Source organism: Paenibacillus senegalensis JC66 (genome assembly GCF_000285515.1).
In the GTDB taxonomy this organism is placed as follows: domain Bacteria; phylum Bacillota; class Bacilli; order Paenibacillales; family NBRC-103111; genus Paenibacillus_L; species Paenibacillus_L senegalensis.
In genome coordinates this window covers 282563-301088 of record NZ_HE610960.1, presented here as the reverse complement: position 1 = coordinate 301088, position 18526 = coordinate 282563, and the positions used below count along the sequence as shown (strand labels likewise).

Annotated in this window: 19 protein-coding genes, 1 pseudogene and 1 riboswitch; of the genes and pseudogenes, 15 read left to right on the top strand and 5 right to left on the bottom strand. The window is 48.6% G+C overall.

Features of this window, described 5'->3' with window-relative positions:
• Positions 1-5 precede the first annotated feature (5 nt).
• Positions 6-263, bottom strand: coding sequence for a hypothetical protein (locus PSHG_RS16965; protein WP_010275083.1), 258 nt, complete (start codon positions 261-263; stop codon positions 6-8).
• A gap of 63 nt (positions 264-326) precedes the next feature.
• Between PSHG_RS16965 and PSHG_RS16960 the strand changes: the two genes are divergently transcribed.
• The 4 genes from PSHG_RS16960 to PSHG_RS16945 all read left to right on the top strand — a co-directional run bounded on the left by PSHG_RS16960 (position 327) and on the right by PSHG_RS16945 (position 3337).
• Positions 327-851: an RNA polymerase sigma factor gene (locus tag PSHG_RS16960; protein WP_010275080.1), complete on the top strand. Its 525-nt coding sequence runs from the start codon at positions 327-329 to the stop codon at positions 849-851.
• Entirely contained in the window at positions 848-2008 is a 1161-nt protein-coding gene (locus tag PSHG_RS27935; RefSeq protein ID WP_010275076.1) for a hypothetical protein, read from the top strand. The genes PSHG_RS16960 and PSHG_RS27935 overlap by 4 nt, the downstream gene beginning before the upstream one ends.
• A gap of 209 nt (positions 2009-2217) precedes the next feature.
• Positions 2218-2805, top strand: a complete 588-nt coding sequence (locus tag PSHG_RS27930; protein WP_010275073.1) for a hypothetical protein — start codon at positions 2218-2220, stop codon at positions 2803-2805.
• A 196-nt stretch (positions 2806-3001) separates the two neighbouring features.
• Entirely contained in the window at positions 3002-3337 is a 336-nt protein-coding gene (locus tag PSHG_RS16945) for a hypothetical protein (protein ID WP_010275069.1), read from the top strand.
• A 531-nt stretch (positions 3338-3868) separates the two neighbouring features.
• Here PSHG_RS16945 and PSHG_RS16940 read toward each other — a convergent pair.
• On the bottom strand, positions 3869-4135 hold the full coding sequence (locus PSHG_RS16940) for a hypothetical protein (protein WP_148497758.1): 267 nt from the start codon (positions 4133-4135) through the stop codon (positions 3869-3871).
• A gap of 503 nt (positions 4136-4638) precedes the next feature.
• Between PSHG_RS16940 and PSHG_RS27925 the strand changes: the two genes are divergently transcribed.
• The 5 genes from PSHG_RS27925 to PSHG_RS16910 all read left to right on the top strand — a co-directional run bounded on the left by PSHG_RS27925 (position 4639) and on the right by PSHG_RS16910 (position 9015).
• On the top strand, positions 4639-5976 hold the full coding sequence (locus PSHG_RS27925; protein WP_010275063.1) for an enolase C-terminal domain-like protein: 1338 nt from the start codon (positions 4639-4641) through the stop codon (positions 5974-5976).
• Between the two features lie 67 nt (positions 5977-6043).
• Positions 6044-6712 (top strand): tetratricopeptide repeat protein, encoded by a 669-nt coding sequence (locus PSHG_RS16930; protein ID WP_010275058.1) that lies wholly within the window; start codon positions 6044-6046, stop codon positions 6710-6712.
• Between the two features lie 165 nt (positions 6713-6877).
• Entirely contained in the window at positions 6878-7687 is an 810-nt protein-coding gene (gene thiD / locus PSHG_RS16925; protein ID WP_010275055.1) for a bifunctional hydroxymethylpyrimidine kinase/phosphomethylpyrimidine kinase, read from the top strand.
• A 186-nt stretch (positions 7688-7873) separates the two neighbouring features.
• Positions 7874-8323: a DUF86 domain-containing protein gene (locus PSHG_RS16915; protein ID WP_010275050.1), complete on the top strand. Its 450-nt coding sequence runs from the start codon at positions 7874-7876 to the stop codon at positions 8321-8323.
• Positions 8324-8385: 62 nt separating this feature from the next.
• Positions 8386-9015 (top strand): helix-turn-helix transcriptional regulator, encoded by a 630-nt coding sequence (locus PSHG_RS16910; protein ID WP_010275048.1) that lies wholly within the window; start codon positions 8386-8388, stop codon positions 9013-9015.
• Between the two features lie 114 nt (positions 9016-9129).
• Here the strand turns inward: PSHG_RS16910 and PSHG_RS16905 are convergent, their stop codons facing one another.
• Both PSHG_RS16905 and PSHG_RS16900 read right to left on the bottom strand, forming a co-directional pair.
• Complete coding sequence (locus PSHG_RS16905) at positions 9130-9903, bottom strand: MBL fold metallo-hydrolase (protein WP_010275046.1); 774 nt, start codon at positions 9901-9903, stop codon at positions 9130-9132.
• Positions 9904-9938: 35 nt separating this feature from the next.
• The gene (locus PSHG_RS16900; RefSeq protein ID WP_010275044.1) at positions 9939-10595 is read right to left on the bottom strand and encodes a bifunctional 4-hydroxy-2-oxoglutarate aldolase/2-dehydro-3-deoxy-phosphogluconate aldolase; all 657 of its coding nucleotides are present in this window, start codon (positions 10593-10595) and stop codon (positions 9939-9941) included.
• Positions 10596-11055: 460 nt separating this feature from the next.
• Here PSHG_RS16900 and PSHG_RS29475 point away from each other — a divergent pair, with 460 nt between their 5' ends.
• Both PSHG_RS29475 and PSHG_RS16890 read left to right on the top strand, forming a co-directional pair.
• The gene (locus PSHG_RS29475; protein WP_010275042.1) at positions 11056-11532 is read left to right on the top strand and encodes a DUF948 domain-containing protein; all 477 of its coding nucleotides are present in this window, start codon (positions 11056-11058) and stop codon (positions 11530-11532) included.
• Between the two features lie 3 nt (positions 11533-11535).
• Positions 11536-11943, top strand: coding sequence for a YtxH domain-containing protein (locus tag PSHG_RS16890; RefSeq protein ID WP_010275041.1), 408 nt, complete (start codon positions 11536-11538; stop codon positions 11941-11943).
• A 655-nt stretch (positions 11944-12598) separates the two neighbouring features.
• Here PSHG_RS16890 and mgtE read toward each other — a convergent pair.
• Positions 12599-13963 carry a magnesium transporter gene (gene mgtE, locus PSHG_RS16885; protein WP_010275039.1) on the bottom strand — a complete coding sequence of 455 codons (1365 nt, stop codon included), beginning with the start codon at positions 13961-13963 and terminating at the stop codon, positions 12599-12601.
• A 273-nt stretch (positions 13964-14236) separates the two neighbouring features.
• Positions 14237-14403, bottom strand: a riboswitch (M-box (ykoK) riboswitch).
• A gap of 240 nt (positions 14404-14643) precedes the next feature.
• Here mgtE and PSHG_RS16880 point away from each other — a divergent pair.
• The 4 genes and pseudogenes from PSHG_RS16880 to PSHG_RS31880 form a co-directional block, all read left to right on the top strand.
• Positions 14644-15072: a disulfide oxidoreductase gene (locus PSHG_RS16880; RefSeq protein ID WP_010275034.1), complete on the top strand. Its 429-nt coding sequence runs from the start codon at positions 14644-14646 to the stop codon at positions 15070-15072.
• Positions 15073-15203: 131 nt separating this feature from the next.
• Complete coding sequence (gene racE, locus PSHG_RS16875; RefSeq protein ID WP_010275032.1) at positions 15204-16013, top strand: glutamate racemase; 810 nt, start codon at positions 15204-15206, stop codon at positions 16011-16013.
• A gap of 139 nt (positions 16014-16152) precedes the next feature.
• Positions 16153-17364 carry a M14 family metallopeptidase gene (locus PSHG_RS16870; RefSeq protein WP_010275028.1) on the top strand — a complete coding sequence of 404 codons (1212 nt, stop codon included), beginning with the start codon at positions 16153-16155 and terminating at the stop codon, positions 17362-17364.
• 617 nt (positions 17365-17981) lie between these two features.
• Positions 17982-18285 (top strand): annotated as a pseudogene (locus PSHG_RS31880) (IS5/IS1182 family transposase); the annotation flags it as partial.
• Positions 18286-18526 lie beyond the last annotated feature (241 nt).

Below are 18526 nucleotides of genomic sequence, written 5' to 3'. Positions count from 1 at the left end.
TTGCGTTAAACGGCTGAAGTCTCTTTTATACGAGAGGCTTCAGCTGTTTTTTTTGCTTCAGTCAGAAAGTAGAAGTTTTCGATATTTGAAAACTCGCTTTCTAATTGGCATGGAAAGCTGCCGCAATTACTTCCTCTTCGAAAGGGCTTCGTTAGAGATTTTTCATTAAGCTTATTAATGAAAACCCCGGCTTCCTGCTCTTTGAGTTCCTGCTTTTGAGTTACTGCTCTTGAGTTCCTGTTTTTGAGGTTAGCAAAAATCAATGAACCCAATCCTTGGCTTATGACAATATATAGATGAATGGCCATTCAGGAAGGAGAAGTTAATTGGAAATCGATGAATTAATCGAAACGGTAAAGCTTCATGGCAAGTCGGTTTACGGCTTTTGCTATAAGCTTGCGAGGAATAAAGAAGATGCGGACGATTTGTACCAGGATACTTTTCTTAAGGCCGTGGAGCTGAAAGCCAGGATGGATGTGAACGGCAACCCTAAAGCTTTTCTAATATCTATCGCCATTCGGCTGCATAAAAATCACCGTCGCAAGCTGGCTTGGAGATTTAGAATCGCTCCTACAGCCAATCTTGAGGAAGCGGCAGCTATGCCTGATTTGTTTGCAGCCGGAGCAACGCCGGAGGATACCGTGCTCTCGCTTGAGCTTCGCACTATAATTCAGGAAGCTGCTTATCGGCTGAATGACAAGCTGAAGCTCCCTTTATACATGTATTATACGGCCGACATGAGTATTGAAGAAATCGCCTTGGCTTTGAAAATTCCAGAGGGAACGGTGAAGAGCAGGCTGCATAAAGCCCGTGCGACAATGAGAAAAGTATTGGAGGTTGATCCCCTGTGAAAGAAGAGGATTTGGAGAGATTGCTTAAACAATCTTTGACATCTGCAGCAGAGCCTGAAGAAAGGTTGAATCAAATCATAATTCATCAAGTAAGGGAGCGCGGCCAGATGAAAAATAAACATAGCAGAAAAGTATCCGCAGTACTACTAGCTGCTGTAATGTTGCTAGTACTATCGGTATCAACTTATGCGGCGGCTGAGTTATTCAGCGCCAAGCAGGTTGCCGAAAATTTGGGTGAGCAGCTGTTAGCAGATGCGTTTGCCAGCAAGGATGCTATTCATATTAATCAAACTATTGCGTCTGGAGACTATCTATTTACGCTGCATGGTGTTGTTTCGGGAACAGGGCTGAGAGAGTTTGAGCATTCTACAGAAGACATCTACCCGGATAAGACCTATGCCGTAGTATCGATCGCCAGGCAGGATGGCAAGGCGATGCCGGCTACCGCTGACCCTGACTATGGCAAGGAACCGTTCTTCGTTTCGCCGCTGGTTAAAGGACTGAATCCAGTGAGGTATAACATTGCTTCGATGCGGGGCGGATATAATGAGACTGTTATAAATGGAGTCATGTACAGACTGATTGAGTGCGATCAGGTGGAAATATTTGCAGATAGGGGTATATATTTAGCAATCAGCAGTGATACCACATTTTATAGCGTTGAGGCGTTCAGGTATGATGAGATTACAGGAGAAATCCAGGCGAGAAAAGACTATCCCGGCGCTTCGGTGCTGTTCGATCTTCCATTAGACATTACAAAAGCGGATCCTGTCAAGGCAGAGGCATATTTGGAAGAACTGCAGAATCCATCACAGGATACGAGTTCCGAGCACGAGGAATGGGGCAGATGGTCATTGGAATTTCGGGCCAAGCTGCGAAAGGGAGAAGAAATCGGTGAGACCATACCCGGTTCTATCAAGGAAGTGACCTTTGACGATTCCGGAAATATTATTTATACGGATGGGGAAAGGAGTATAAAAATAAATTCAGACAACCTGTTCGAAAAAGATCAAGTCGGCTTTACGGATAAGCGGTTTTCCGCAAGCGGCGGCGCTGACGATGTCTATAGAGTGGTTATATTTCACAGGGACGAAAACGGTGTAATTACCGGAAGAGTCATAATATTGGACGATGAAATTGCGCCCAAATTTGAATAGTACTGCTCTAATGATTTGATGTTGGCCAAGATGCCGACCCAGGGCAGGCTTCCGGTGAAGCGAAGCTGCAGGCAGTGGCAGATGCGCGACGTCCATTCTTAAATGCTTGACCTGTATGAAAAAGATTTGTTTAAAAGCAGCTTGGAACAAATGGTCAGCTTCCTCCGTCTGTAGGTTTAAGTATAACAACAGGGAGGTGACCGCTATTTATGAAGCTTACCGCAGCAAAGAGGCTGCTAATCATTCTAGTATCGGTTTTGCTGCTTGTCGTGGGGCTTGGCATTTCCGCACAACCGGCGCAGGCATGCTCTTGCGCAATAAATCTGGACCCATTAAGCGAGGCAAGCCGGTCGAGCGCTGTCTTTTCAGGCAAAGTGCTGGAGATACGGGAGGAAAAGCATGCTGCCGGGGAGCGAATTAAGAAAGTGCTGATTGAGGTGGATCAAATCTGGAAAGGAATCGATCAAAATCAAATGTGGATATATACCGCCTACAGTGAACCGGCATGTGGGGTTGATTTTGATAAAGGGCAGAGCTACTTGATTTATGCGATGGCTGACGAAGGAGGCCGCTTGAATGTGAGCCTGTGCAGCCGGACCGCGAGCATCCAATTGGCGGGTGAAGATCTGCAAGCGCTGGGCACAGGAGCAGAGCCGGAGAGGGAAGTTGATTTGCTTACAGAATCAGCTGATTCAACCATGAATCTGGCTTTGATTATAATTGCCGGCGGGCTATTGGTTATTGCTGCAGTTGGCGTAGGGTATTTATTGCTTGTAAAGCGTCGGCCCCGAAACTAAACAGATGTAATGGAATCAAAGGTACAAAAATAGACAAAGGAAACGATATCAACAGGAATCAAAAACTAGAGGAACGAAAAGGTATCAACGGGATATATAACTAAACAAACGGTATGGAATTTTTCGCAGAGGTAATAAAAGACGGAGGTGCGGGAAGACTCCTTTGTAATGGTGTTAGCAAAGGAGGGACTTCAGAATGATGCCCCAAATCAAAAAAGCCCGCTGGCTGTCTGTTTCCGAAGAGGATGGTCGAGTCGAAGCAGAAGTAGAGCTGGAGCTTGCCGGGACCTCTCAGTTGTACATAGCCACGCTGAAAAGTGATGGGGATAACGGCTACACGCTCCAAACTCTGTACGAGGAACAAGCTGGCTCTTACTCGCCGATGCAGATTAACGACCAGTGGGGATCGAAGCTCATAGAGCAGCTGTTAAGCATGGAGCACATCCGCTTCTCCCTGAATGTTGATATATCATCTGGGTATACCATGGTGAATCCGTCGTATTACGACAATTTGAATGACGATATTCTATAAAAAATAGTCGTTGGACGTCAGGCATGGAGCGGGGGGCGCCGCTGCGAAAGCCCCTCTGTTGCGCGTCTGCAGGGACTGAGACGCAGGAAGAAACCCAGAAACCCTCCCAGTTGTAACGCTCGTCCTCGCTCTTATTTGGCTGAAAAAGCAGGGTAATTCATTCTAACGCTCATCCGCGCTCTTATTTGTGACAAGAAGCCCAGAAAACCGGAATCTGAAGCAAAATAGGGACGATGGCAAGCGTTAGAAATCGAAGCAGTCTGCAAACGGGCTCACTGCCCGCAGCAAACTGCAATTCACAGTTAATCGAGCCTCACGGCGGGCGTTACAGGCCGGCGCGAGCTGTTGGCGGGCTGCAAGCAGTACCGGAGTTCACAGTTTCCTGTACTTCCACAGTTTTCTAGGAAAAATAAAAAGCGTGTTCCAGGGCAGCGGAGCTTAGGAATACGCTTTTTTATTTTGATATCTGTTTTTATGTTTTCGTAAGAAAAACGAGCTGTGGGTGCATGGACACGATGCTTACCCTTGTCTTTATTCCTCGGTTGTTTTTAAATAGTCCATGTATTTTCTTTCCCTGGAGTCCCAATAACCCATTCCAAAAAGGATGGCGAGGACCGGGAATAGGAGAAACCGGCTAACCAGCAATGGCCAGCGGATCTCTTGAGCATACAACAATTCCAAAGCTGTCAACAGGATCGCGATCGGCAGACCAATGGCAAGAATGCAATAGTTGATGAGAAACTTGGATCTTCCTATCTGTCTTCTCTGACCCCATCGTTCTGCAGCTTCCTTATTCATGGTAAAACCCCTTTCCGGCAAGAAGGCTTTCTCCTTATTGTAGCCTTTCTTGGCTATGCCATACAATCCCTAAAGCTGGACGGTTGTTGACGATCTCGTGACATTTGCTCAAAGCGGGGGCTTGCAGGTCGCCCCTTTCGGTTCTGTTCGCCTGCTTGATCTTCCTGTATACTAGAACATGGATATTCCCTTCGTTACGGATAAATACCATAGGCCAACAAGCGCAGGCAACTAGTGTAGAGCTAGGTAAATTAGCGTAGGCAACTAGCGCAGGCAAGCTAGCACAGGCAAGCTAGCGCAGGCAAGCTAGCATAGGCGACTAGCGCAGGCAAGCTAGTGTAGGCGACTAGCGCAGGCAAATGCATCCTGCCTTAGCAAGCTATCCTGTTATAAGACCCATAGGGAATTAACGGATGCAGCAGCCGATGCAAAAACAAAACCTTTTGCTGTACGGCTTTAGGCTGGCATCATACAAGTTGATAGAAGAAAGGTTGTTGTAGTTCATGAAATTGAAATGGATCGCAGGCACGCATACCATAATGAAAGAAAAACTGATCTCTCCTTTTGGCTTCAAGGGTGGCTATGTTGATGAGCTATGGCAGTCTATCGTTAGGCTAGAAAATGAGAAGGGACAAAGCGGCATAGGTCTCGGAGTACAGAGCGTGCTTTGGTCGGATTCCGGACTCTTTGCCGAATTAGGCAATGAGCGCGGCAATGAGTTGATGGCGGCTTTGACCTCCAAGGCGGTAGAATTGGGGAGAAAACATCAGGAAGCGAGCAGTCCTTTTGAGCTTCTGGATCATTTGGCCGGACCGATTCATGAAGAGGGCTGCTCGTTAATCGACCGCAAAATCCGGCTGACATTTGCCTTGAACGCACTCGTGCCTTTGGATTTTGCAGCATGGCAGCTTTATGCAAAGCAGGCGCCGGCCGCCGAATTTGATAAGCTGATTCCGAAAGAAGTTGCGGAAGCGCTGCCTGTTCATCATAGTACATTGGCGAGCACACCGATTGTCAGCTATGGGATGAGTGATGAGCAAATTTTGAAGCTGTTGGACCAGGGCTATTTCGTCTTAAAGCTTAAGCTTGGGGCTGACCCCGACAAGGACGGCAATCAGGACAAGATGCTTGAGTGGGATTGCAGGCAGCTGGAAAAGGTGCATCAGCTGGCCAAAGACCGTTCCTGCAAGCATACCGATAATGGCAAAATAGCTTACTACTTGGATCTGAACTGCCGCTATGACAGCAAGCAAAGAGTTCAGGCTTTACTCGATTATGCCAAAGCGATCGGGGCGCTGGAGCAGATTCTGCTGCTTGAAGAGCCTTTTGACGAGGAGAATCTGGAGGACGTATCCGATCTGCCCGTTCGTGTTGCTGCGGACGAGAGTGTACACAGCGTTGAAGATGCGATAGAGCGAATTCGTTTGGGATACGGTGCATTTGCCTTGAAGCCGGTGGCCAAAACATTAAGCCTCTCCCTAAGAGTCGCGAAAGCAGCCTACGATGCAGATATTCCGTGCTTCTGCGCAGATTTGACAGCAAGCCCATGGATGGTAGACTGGAACAAAATGGTCGCCTCCAGGCTGAAGCCGCTGCCTGGCCTCAAGATGGGATTGCTGGAATCCAACGGTCATCAAAATTATTTAGGATGGGAAAGGATGCGCGGCTATCATCCTATGGGGCATGCCGAGTGGACAGAGACGACAGACGGCCTGTATAAGCTGACAGCATCGTTTTACGAGCAGAACGGAGGCATTTTCCACACTTCCGCTTCCTATAATCAGATTGTAGATCAAATGGGTGACACTCAGGCAGAGGTTGAGGTTGTCCGCCGGTTATAACGGGATTTTGAGCCGGGTGTAAAAAGAAGCGGTACTGTTCATTTCAAGATATGGGAGGTATTGCCCCTTGCGTGGTTTTTTTGTATTTGCTCTGCTCTGGTGGCTGATTGGGAACCCAATTATTGCCCTGCTGATCCTTCTGGCCGTGCTCTATTTCCTGGATCGCAGGTTTATCGGGCTGCTTCCCAGTATCTCCAAGCCATTCAAGCAAAGCCGAAAAATCAACCAATTAAAGCAGGAGCTGAAGCTGCAGTCACACAATACCAGCTCCAAGCTGGAACTGGCAAATTTATTGCTGCAAAAGAAAAGATACGAGGAAGCTCTTGCGTATTTGGAGCCCATACTGCATCAGATGGAAGACTCGGCCGAGGTCCACTTCGGGCTGGGCCTTGCTTATTTGCAGATCGGTCAAAGTGAACGCGGAGAGCAGCACATGCTCACTAGTTTGGAGCTGAATCCGAGAGTGCGCTACGGGGAGCCTTATTTGCACCTCGGGAAAGCCTTTGCGGATAAGGCGCCGGATAAAGCTCTGCATTACCTCGAGCAGTTTCAAGATGTCCACACTTCCTCCTGCGAGGCCTATTACCGCTTAGGTAAGCTGTATATGGAGATGGGCAGACAGCAGGAGGCGAAGCAGGCATTTGCAGAGGCTCTGGATATTTATCGCGGGCTGCCGAAGTACAAGAAGAAATCCGAGCGCCGCTGGGCGCTGCTGTCTAAGCTGGCAGGCAATTAATGCTAGCCGGGTTAAAGGAATAGCGTGAGTGTTTCAATTGTGGCGAAACTGTATCACCGCTTGACGCTGTATAAGCCCGAGGGCTACACTGAAGAAAGTAAGTTTTATAAGCAAATATAAGCGAATTGAGGAAAAACCAGCAAGACGGACTTGAGGAGGCGTATCATGAGTTTCATTCCTAAGGCCTTAACGATTGCGGGTTCGGATAGTGGCGGAGGAGCCGGAATTCAAGCTGATTTGAAAACCTTCCAGATGCTCGAGGTGTATGGCATGTCCGTCATAACGGCAATCACGGCCCAGAACACTCTTGGGGTTCATGGAGTGTATGACGTCTCTTTAGAGGGGATTAACCAGCAAATGGATGCCGTTATGACGGATCTTACTCCCGATGCCGTCAAAACAGGCATGCTTTCCAAGCCGGAAGTCATTGATCTTATAGCCGACAAAGTGTCTCATTACAAAATAGAAAAGCTTGTTGTCGACCCGGTTATGGTGGCTAAGGGGGGAGCGTCCTTGTTGGCCCAAGAGGCTATTATGGCGTTGCGAAGCAAATTGCTGCCGCTGGCAGCTGTCGTAACTCCGAATCTGCCGGAAACCGAAGTTTTGACGGGGAGAGAGGTTGCTTCTCTGGAGCAAATGAAAGATGCGGCGAAATACTTGGTTGAAGTGATCGGAGTTCGTTCGGCTGTAGTGAAAGGCGGCCATGCTTCCGGGCCTCCGACGGATGTTTTTTTTGACGGGTCAGAATGTCATCTGCTTCCTGGGGAAAGACTGGAAACCAGACATACCCATGGAACCGGATGTACCTTCTCGTCGGTGATCGCATCAGGGCTTGCCAAGGGGATGTCCATGCACGAGTCAGTACGATTGGCGAAGCAGTTTATTACGCTCGCGATTCAGGAAGAATTGGGGCTGGGATCCGGTCATGGACCGACCAACCATTGGGCCTATAGCAAGCAGATGAGCCGGGCGTAAGCGCAGGCTCCTGCCTTGTTTGCCCAAGAGAGCTAGGCATTTTGAAACCTACTTAGGAGATGACCGCTTTGAATATGGAATATCTGGGGCAGGCGATGTTGCTTATTTTACTGCTCCCGCTGACCTTCATCATCTTGTATGTTTGGAGCCGGAGGAAAAAAAGAAAAGGAAAGTAGGCAGCCTTACATGTACTATATTAACCGTGAACAATTAAATGCCCGCTTTGCATTCATGGCAGGGCTGATCGAGGCTTCCAGGGAAGTCATAGGCCAAGCCGATGAGGACGGAAGTCATGCCTTGAAGCGGCTGGCAGAAGAGCGGCTTCTTCACCTGGCGATCGAAAATATAACCGATATTGGAAGCCTGATGATTGATGGATTTTTAATGAGAGACGCCAGCAGTTATGAAGACATTGTTGAAATTTTGCTGGGGGAGAAGGTATTCCCGGAAGAGGTCGGGAAACCTGTTATTGAGCTGGTCAAGTTAAGAAAGCCATTGGTCCAGAATTACTTTGAGTTGGACCGCTCCGCTTTGAAGCCTCATCTGGAGCGGCTGCCCGGCTTGCTTGAGCAGTTTGCCGCTTCAGCGCAAAGCTTTATCGAGCGTGAGCTTGGGGCGGCCGGGCAGTCCCTTTAGTTGTTAATTTACTAATCACCTGTAATACGTTAGAATGTTAAATAACAGGTGGTGATGGACAAATGGCCGCACAGAAAGAACAATCCACCCGGCAAATGCTGATGAACCTGCTCAAAACAAACGGGAAAATCAGCGTCAGCTTCATGGCTCAAGAATTGGGCATTACCGAGATGGCTGTACGCCGTCATCTATCAGTCATGGAGCGGGATGGTTTGCTGCAAACCGAGTTGTCCCGTCAGCCTATGGGCAGGCCGATGACATTATATTCGCTTTCCGATCAAGCCGATCATTTATTTCCTAAAAATTACCACATATTGACTTTGGACTTATTGGGTGAGCTTGATGCCGAAGAGGGCGAAGCGATGGTCAGCCGGTTATTTGATTCGCGCAAACAGAGGCTGCTGAAGAAATACCGTCCGCAGCTGGACGGCAGGAGCCTGGAGGATAAAGTCCAGACACTCGCCAAAATCCAAGACGAGAACGGCTATATGGTTAAGGTGGAACATGATCGTCAAGGGCATTATGTATTGGAGGAATACAATTGTCCAATCGCGGAAGTGGCCAAGCAGTACCAGGATGCTTGCCGGTGCGAGAAGGCATTGTTTGAGGATTTGCTGGGGACGCGTGTGGAAAGAACCGAATGCCTGACGAAGGGCGGCCGGAAGTGCAAATACATTATTCACTCTGATTGACTCCTGTCATCAGAGTTTTTGTTTTGTTAAAGAAATTAACGGTTTCCGGGATTCTCCCGCAAAGCACGAACACTTGCTGCAAGCTATGATTCACTTGGCGGGTGCGGCGTTATTTTATTTGGCCAACAGCAGGCTCAGTCCTTCTTTAGCCAGTCGGCAGTTAGGCGGAAGCCCGTAATCTTCTCTCCAGTCAATTCCGTGCGACAGGTGGGTAAAGCAGGTATAGGCGGGCCGGATTTCGTTAAGCAGCTCCAGGGCTTCGACGATGTCGTATAGGGAGCGGGAATGAAAAGGCGCCTCTTCCTTATAAAAACTTGTTCCCAGGATGAGAAGATCGAGTTCGTAAAGCGGACGTTTTTCCTTGGCGCTTAAATTGATGGAATCCGGGCAATAGGCCCAGGCAAAATCCGGCTTGTCAAAACGGTATGCGTAGGAAAATCCATTATGACCGTGGGAAACTTTCCAGCAGGTAATCGACCAGCCCCACTGATTCAGGTGACCGTCTACGGGATGGTAGCTTACATTGTTTTCGAGCCAAGGGTAGATGGTGCGAAGCTGCTCAATAACCTCCGGCGAAGCATAGACGTTTCCCTTCTTGCGAAGCCAACGGCAAAGGTCGGCATATTCCGGCAGCCCGCCGATATGATCGTAATGAGCATGGGTTATAAGCAAATGATCCAGATCGGTTCGCTGCTGCTGTTCCATTTGTTCTCTCCAAGATGGGCCGCAGTCAATCATAAAGTGCTCATGATGGCTCTCTACCAGGACGGACGAGCGCAATCGCCGGTTAATCCCGCTCGTTCTCGCTTCCTCACACACGTTACAGCGGCAATAAACTCTGGGCACAGCCATGGAATCTCCGGTGCCCAGAAAGGTCAGCTTGTCCATTCAAACATACTCCTTAAGTAAGTAGACTTTGCACATTAGCGTGCTCCCGTTTGGTGAAAGGCTCGGACTTCCCGCATCAGAGCGGAAGCCTTCGCAGTAATCATTGCATACTCACCGCTGGCGATGGCTGCTTTATCAATGAGCGAGCCACCAATGCCAACAGCGTAGCAGCCGGCTTCGAGGTAGCTGCGGATATTATTTTCACGGACGCCTCCGACAGCAATGATAGGAATACGGTCTAGGGGAGCCAACAGCTCTTTCAGATAAGGCAGACCGAGACTTGCGCTTGGGAAGAGCTTAACAGCGGCAGCTCCAGCCTTCCATGCTTTAACGATTTCGGTTGGTGTCATAGCCCCCGGATAGACAGGAATTTCCTGATCTGATGCATAGCAGATCATGTCCTCATCCGTATTGGGACTGACCAGGAAGGAAGCCCCGGCGTTGATGGCTTGCTTGGCGTCATCTGAGTCCAGCACAGTTCCCGCCCCGATAAACATACGGTCGCCCATCTGCTCCTGCAGCTTGGCGATCATGGACAGTGCTCCTTCCGTGTTAAGAGTGACCTCCATTACGGAAACGCCGCCGTCGAGGAGCGCCTTGGCTGTATCCAGAATCCGGGCCTCTTCAACTCCCCTTACAATTGCGATAATCCGAGTATGATTTACTTGCTGCAAACCTTCTTCCAACTTCATAGCTTGTTCCTCCGCTCGCTAGAGATATGCAGTCATTATACCGTTAATCCCGCGGATTAAAAAGAGGAAAAGTCAATCCCAAAGCAGGAGAGGCTGATCCGGGAGCGGAAGAAATCGATAGCAGGGCGAGAGAAGCACAGGGCGGGAGAGGCTGATCACGGAGCAGAAGAAGCACAGAGCGGGAAAAGCTGATCATATCAGGTAGAAGTCACCATACAGATATAGCAACCTTCTTATAGATTAAGGGCAGAATTTCAGGCGGTGTTTCACAATAGTAAAAACAGGGTAATGAATACATAGGAATACGCGAAAAATGGGATTTTCCTGGATTTCCAGAAAAACCTTGTCTTTTTTTCAACTTTTCTCCCTTTTTTGTGTCAAATCGATTGAAATTCTCTTATACTATGAGTAGACTATAGGCATCTGTCCCAGGTTTATCCTGACAAAAGGAGGAGTAGTATTGAACTGGTGGGAGGTAGGCGTGGTCGTCATTGCTGTCGGCTTCGTGGTCCTGGTCTATTTCTTAGTTCGCACACTTCAAGCGGCTCAGGAGTCATTACGCGAAACTAACCGTACTTTGCAGAAGGTGCAGAATGATCTGACAGTATTGAAAGAAGAAACGGTCCGCTTGGTGAAGACGAGCGAAGAAGTAACAAATGATATTCATGCCAAATTGCGAACGCTTGACCCGCTTTGCCAATCGATTGGCCATACGGGTGAGGCATTGCAGCAAGTGACCAACACGGTTCGCCAAGTATCCAGCGCTGTGACATCTTCCACGCGGAATTCCACGACCAGAGAGCAAGGTAAGGTTTCGTCCACCCCTCGGCTGATGGATTTGATTGAATGGACGGCTGCAGGCGCACAAATGTGGTACGCATGGCGACAGCAAATTAAAGCGAGAAAAGCACATATTGTAGATGAAAAGGAGAGATGACAAATGTCTGAAAAAGGAAACGGAAATGGCAAGGATTTTCTGGTAGGAGCTATAGTAGGGAGTATCGTAGGCGCAGTTACCGCTCTGCTGCTAGCACCTAAATCCGGTAAGGAATTGCGTCAGGATATTTCTGAACAGGCTCATCAGATCGGACAAAAGACTAAGGAAATAGCCACTGAGGTCAGTCACAAAACTCAGGACATCGCGAAGCAAGTGGGGGCCCAGACCTCTGAGCTGATCGATAAGGCCAAAGGCGTGGCCAACTCGGTTGCGGAAGACGTAAAAGCTTGGAGAGAAACGCGTAAGGAAGTCGCTGTTGCGAAAGAAACAGTAACTGATGCAGTAACTGAAACCGATCCGCAAGATCAAATACTGGCCTTGGAAAAACCGGAAAGCGAAGAAGCTCAGTAATGTGAACCAAAGCGTCGGGGGCGATGGCCTCTGGCGCTTTTTTTAGTGAAACAATGCGCCGGGCGAGCTGTTCAGCGAGCAGCTGCGCAAGGCGCCCGCGACTTGTTCAGCTTGTGTCCAGCGCTAACGCTCGCCCTCGCTCTTATTCATGCGAAAATACTGTATTTTTATTTCTAACGCTCGTCCTTGCTCTTATTTGTGACAACAAGCCTGAAAAACCGCTATCTGAAGCAAAATAGGGACGGTGGCGAGCGTTAGAATTTGAACCGACAAGAATGAGCCGTACTCGGACTACAATGGACAGCAAACTAGCTGCAATGGACAAAAATGAGCCGCATTCTGGACTACCGCGGACAACAATCGGGCTGCAAAAACTGCTGTATACCGAAACATGCTCCTTGCTCACTTTTTGAATGCCGATTAAACGACAGAAGCTCACCTTCATTACGACTTTTCTGGCCGAGTGATACGAAACAGCTGCTGTTGGTAGCTGATCGAGTGTGATCGAGTGTGATCGAGTGGGCACAATAGAGCTAGAAGCCACAACTGGCGCGATAGCGCACAGAAGCTACAATAGCGCAATGAAGGCACAATTGGCACAATTGGCAAGCTGGCGCAATAGTGCGCAGAAAGGCCAGTAGGCAGAGACAGCTGATTACAAGCTGCCCAGCAGCAAGGTGGCGATGGAAAAGTAGATCAGCAACCCAAGCACATCGTTCAAAGTGGTAATAAACGGTCCGGAAGCAATGGCCGGATCAAATTTCAGCTTATTAATGATCAAGGGGACCGTTGCCCCTATTACCGCCGCTATGCTTAAAGCGCAGAACAAGGAAACCCCGACGATGAGCGCAAGCAGCCAATTGCCTTGATAGAAGAGTCCGATAATCCCCATCAGCACAACCATGCAAACGAGCCCAAGCAAGAGTCCGGTGCCGAATTCCCGCTTTATTATTTTCCACACTCCGTTTTTTTCTATCGCTCCGACAGCCAGACCACGAACGGCAACGGCCAGAGATTGGGTGCCGGTATTTCCGGCCGTCCCCATGATTAGCGGCATAAAGGCCGCCAAGAGAACGATTTGCTGCAAGGTTTCCTCAAAGCGCCCGATCAGCTCGGCAGTAGCCAGCCCGAAAAACATAAGAATAATAATCCAGGGAGCGCGCTTCTTGGCCGCGGTAAAGGCGCCTAGCGTCAGATCCGTTGCGCCGCGCGAAGCTGTGAATTCGCCGAAATCCTCCGTCGTTTCCTCCTCCAAGACATCGATAACATCGTCTACAGTAATAATCCCGACGAGCCGCCCCTCATTAGTCACCACTGGAACGGCGAGAAAATCGTATTTTTTAATCAGATCAGCGGTTTCCTTTTGACTGGACCATTCGGAAACGGACACGACCTGTGTGCTCATAATGTCGCGAATCATGGCTTGCGGGGAAGCAATGATCAAGTCCCGCAGGGAGATGACGCCAACGAGCTTTTGCTCTGCATCGACGACGTACAAATAATAAATGGTCTCCGCTTCCGGCGCTGTTTGGCGCAGCTCCTCAATTACGTCTTTGGTCAGTGAAGAAGCTTCCAGGCTGATGAACTCTTTAGTCATAATAGCGCCGGCTGTTTTGGGAGCGTAAGCCATCAGCTCAATGACTCTCTCCGCTTCCTCCTGATCCATCGACGCGAGAATGGCCTGCGTTTCTCCGGCTTCCAGCTGAGCCAGAAAATCGGCAACATCATCAGCAGACATATGATTGAACATGGAGATCACATAAGGACTTCCCAGCTCCGCATAAGCAGCCCGTTGATCCTCAGGATCAAGCCCCTGGAAGATTTCTGCAAATTCCTCAGGATTTAAAAAGAGAATGACCTGCTTGCGCAGGATGTTATCCAGAGAGTGAAACATCTCTACCTGATCAGTAGGATGCAGCTCCAAGAACATTTCCCGGAACACTCTTCTTCTTCTCTTGATCAGCAATTCAACAACTTGCTTTTTATATTCTTTTCTTCTTTTGACATTCAATCTGTTCATTTTGCTACCTCCTCTTAGTTGCGAGGAGAACCTATTCATTCCGTATGCAAGTATACAGGTGCAGAATAAAGCCCCTCCATTTCATTTATCCAACACGGGTCATGACCCGTAACGGTTCGTCGATCTTCCGGCCTGGGTTCGGGGTAACTGTCCATTCTGCACCACCTCCTTAAGGAATAATTTAGGACTTAGCAGCAATACAAAAAAGCACCTTGTTTGAAGGAAGGTGCTTGCACACAAATTATACGGTGTTTTCACACACCGGCATGCAAAATAGCCCCTCCAGTCGTAGAGCTTTAGCACTGTGCGGCATAGGCTTGCAGCCAGCTACATTAAAAACTACCTTATGTCGATAGTTTCTGTTGACCCATTGGCGTCTTTGGACATTTTTGGGCAGCAGCATATCTCCAGCACAGGAGCCTCACCTAACGAGGATAACGTTTAACAGAATAGACGATACAGCAGTCTGGCCTATCTGTCAATGGTTTTTTCTTAACAGATAAATAAGCTTAACAATTCTAGTTTCGGAGTCGTTTACTATGAAAGTTCGGAGTCGTTTTCTATGAAAGTTTGTGGGTTTCAACGGAATCTGGTAAGCTTGGAATTGTCGGGCTCATCCGAAAGGCGGAGCAGATACTTTATACTCATAAGTTTGCTTGCAGAAATGGAGGAATGGAGGAATGGACTGGAGAAGGTTCGTTCTGAACAACGGAAATCAGCTCAGCTTTTTGATCGCCTTGGTGGCTGCGTCGGGAAGTTTATATTTATCTGAAATTTTACGGTACGAGCCCTGCAAGCTGTGCTGGATTCAGCGGATCTTTATGTACCCGCTCGTTCTTTTATTTGCCGTCGCCAGTATTAAAAAAGATTACCGAATTTATAGATATGCTTTGCCGCTGACTATCATTGGAGGAGGCTTTTCTGTGTACCATTATTTAATGCAGAAAACGCCGCTGTTCAGTGAGGGGGGCACCTGCGGACCTGTGCCTTGTACTTATGATGCTTTGGATTGGTTTGGTTTCATAACGGTACCGTTTCTTGCCTTAGTCGCGTTTGTGCTGATTGCCATTCTGCAGCTGTTTCTTCGCAAAGCGGCGGCAGACGAATAATCGTGGAGATCATGAAGAAATTTCCAATTATTTGCTTGGGAATCAGCAGCTCCCCGTACATTTAATCGGTATCGTTCATACTCTATACATATAGTCTGCAAACTAACTTACAGAAAAGGAAGCGTATAAATGTGCAGCAAGCGATAGCCATACTGGACTCCGGGGTTGGAGGGCTGACCGTAGTCAAGGAAGTGATGCGCCAGCTTCCCCAGGAGAAAATCATTTATTTCGGAGACACGGCTAGAGCGCCCTATGGCCCGCGTACTCCCGAGGAAGTCAAATTATTTACTTATCAAATCGTCCGATATCTGATGCAGTTCAATCCGAAAATGATTTGTATTGCCTGTAACACAGCAACAGCGGTCGCTTTGGAGGATATCCGCTCCATGGTGAACATTCCGGTCGTTGGCGTAATCTTTCCAGGTGTGCGGGCCGCTATCAAAACAACTAGCAGCGGTGCGGTGGGTGTCATTGGTACCGAGGGGACAATCCGAAGCGGCGCCTATGTCCGGGCGTTGAAAGAAATTTCACCGCAAACAGAGGTGTACAGTCTAGCCTGCCCCAGCTTTGTGCCTCTAGTGGAAAAGGGATTGTTCCAAGGCAGGCACACTCAGGATGAAGTTGCCCGGGTGCTGCGGCCGTTTAAAGACAGACCTATGGATTGTTTAATTTTAGGATGCACTCATTATCCGTTCCTTGCGGATGAAATCGCTGATTTCATGGGTCCGTCAGTGGCTTTGATCAGCTCTGCTGAAGAAACCGCCAGAGAGATCAGCGCCTTATTGTCTCATCGTAATCAGCTGTCCCGGCAGGGACAAGAGCCTATTCACCAATTTTTTTGCAGTGGGGATCCAAAGCTGTTTCAGCAAATTACTCAAGCTTGGCTGAAAGAGCAGATTAGAGTAACTCCCGTAGTCTGGCAAATTGCCCAGTTCAGCTGAAGTCAGGCAAAATAAGCGGCCTCGCGTTCCTGTGATGCGGGGCTTTTTGCCATTGTAAAGGCGCCTGATCCCATTTAGCATGATGCCAATGGCAGCCACATACATATAGAATATAGCCAAACGTTCAGGAGGTTCGTTCATGCCATCTTCGTATGTGGTGCAAAGAGGCGATACGCTTTACCGGATTGGCCGACGCTACGGAATATCGGTTTCCGCATTGTTGGCTGCCAACCCCCAGCTGGGTGATGGAAGCTACTTAGTCCCCGGACAGGTGATTACAATTCCAGACCGGCCGGTTAACCGCTACGTTATCCAGCCGGGAGATACCTTTTACTATATTGCCAGGCGCTTTAATGTCAGTATCCAGGATTTGCTCGCTGCCAATCCGAATGTTGTTCCGCAATCGCTGCAAATTGGGCAGACCATTGTGATTCCTGCAGGAAACAGAATGACTATTGTCGACCCGTTGGGCCCCTACGGATTTGCTGAAATGCAGGAGGATTTGGCCTTGCTTCGGGAGAGATACCCTTTTTTAGAAACCGTTGTAATCGGATATTCAGTAATGGGCAAACCAATCACAGCTGTTAAAATTGGAGGGGGTCCCGTAAAAGTCCATTACAACGGGGCGTTTCACGCTAACGAATGGATAACGACTCCCTTAATCATGAAATTTCTGGAGGATTACGCTGCGGCTTATGCACAGGGTGGAACTATCCGGGGAAGAAGCGCGGTGGATTTATATAATCAGTCCTCCCTTTGGCTGGTGCCTATGGTCAATCCCGATGGAGTGGAGCTTGTTCAGGAAGGGGTTTCTTCCCAGCATCCCTTTTACCGGCAGCTGCTCGAATGGAACAATGGTTCTTATGATTTTACTGGCTGGAAAGCCAACATCCGCGGAGTGGATCTGAATGACCAGTATCCAGCCTTCTGGGAGGAAGAGCGTGATCGCCGGCCTACTCTGGGTCCCGGACCGAGGGATTATCCGGGCACGGCTCCGCTGACGGAGCCGGAAGCGATCACTATGGCCAACTTTACGAGGAATACGGACTTTGATTTGGTGATCGCCTTTCATACCCAGGGAAGAGAGATATATTGGAATTATCGTGACTATGAGCCGCCGGAAGCGGAAACGATCGCCAATCGCTTCGGCGAGGTGAGCGGCTATCGTCCAGTCAGGCTGACCGGCAGCGATGCAGGGTACAAAGACTGGTTCATCCTGGAGTTCAGGCGCCCCGGCTTTACGGTAGAAGCGGGCCAAGGTGTTAATCCGCTGCCTATATCGCAGTTTCCCCAAATCTATGAAGAGGTGATCGGCATAATGCTGGAAGGCTTGACAGCGGTCGAGGTTTGAGGCTACATTTTCCCCTCGATCCGATATAATGAGCGGAAAAAGATATAGCCCGCTAGCTAGAATAAGCAACCCCCAAGCAGCTAACCTGAGGCCAGCGGACACGAGGCGAATTGTATGCGAAAGTGTATGCGAAATTGTTGCGAAAGTGTATGCTAAAACGGTCATGCCATTGAATTTTCAGGCACAACTCCAGCATGAAAATAGCCAAGGCTCGCGGGGGTGGAAGGCTGTGCGGGCCTGTTGTCTGCGGTTTGTACGAAATGTCGTACAAATGCATGGGGTTGAAGCGCGAATACCGGTGATTTGTACGAAACGTCGTACAAATTCAGGGGATTGAAGTGCAATTACCCGAGATTTGTATGACAAATCGTACAAACGCAGGGGATTGAGGGTGATTACCCGAGATTTGTATGACAAATCGTATAAATGCAGGAAGTCAGTGAAAACTGACGACTGGACGCCCCGTTTTTTGTTGTATAGCAGCAATCAGGTTACGACTTCCGGCTTTTGATTGAAGAATGAGGTGACCACTGCGGGATAGAGGGGTCTCCGATCGCTGTTAAAGATTGATTTGTTCAATTGAACAAGAGAACAACTACATCACGATGGAGCAATACTTTTTGGATGGCACGAAGATCGAAGCCGATACCAATAAGTATTCCTTTGTGTGGAAAAAATCGACGCTGCGCTTTGAAGAAAAGCTAAAAGCAAAGGTGCAGGCAACGCTAAAGCACATCCATACCATCACGCACGAGGAAACAGGTGAATATGAAGTGGAATCGCCAGAAGAACCTCTCGACTTGCCAAATATGAGACCCAGAAAGCTTGCTTTGGCGATCGCAACAGCTGCTCCAAAATGGATCCGGACGCCACGTTTATGCGCATGAAGGAGATCACATGAAAAATGGGCAACTGAAGCCCAGCCCGGCTACAATGTGCAAGTGTGAAAAGATTCCGCTCAACGTTTTCTGGTGACTTCTTGATTGTCTTCATAGAATACACCAAATATATAATAAACCCACAGAGTTTCCAGAATAAAAGGGGTAAAATGGAAGAACGAATCAATGTCCCAAACGTCATTGCTGTTCAGGAATTGATTCATTTAACAAAAAGAATAGATTTGGTTTGCTTTGAAGTGGAGAACCCTGCTGAATTCGTTAAT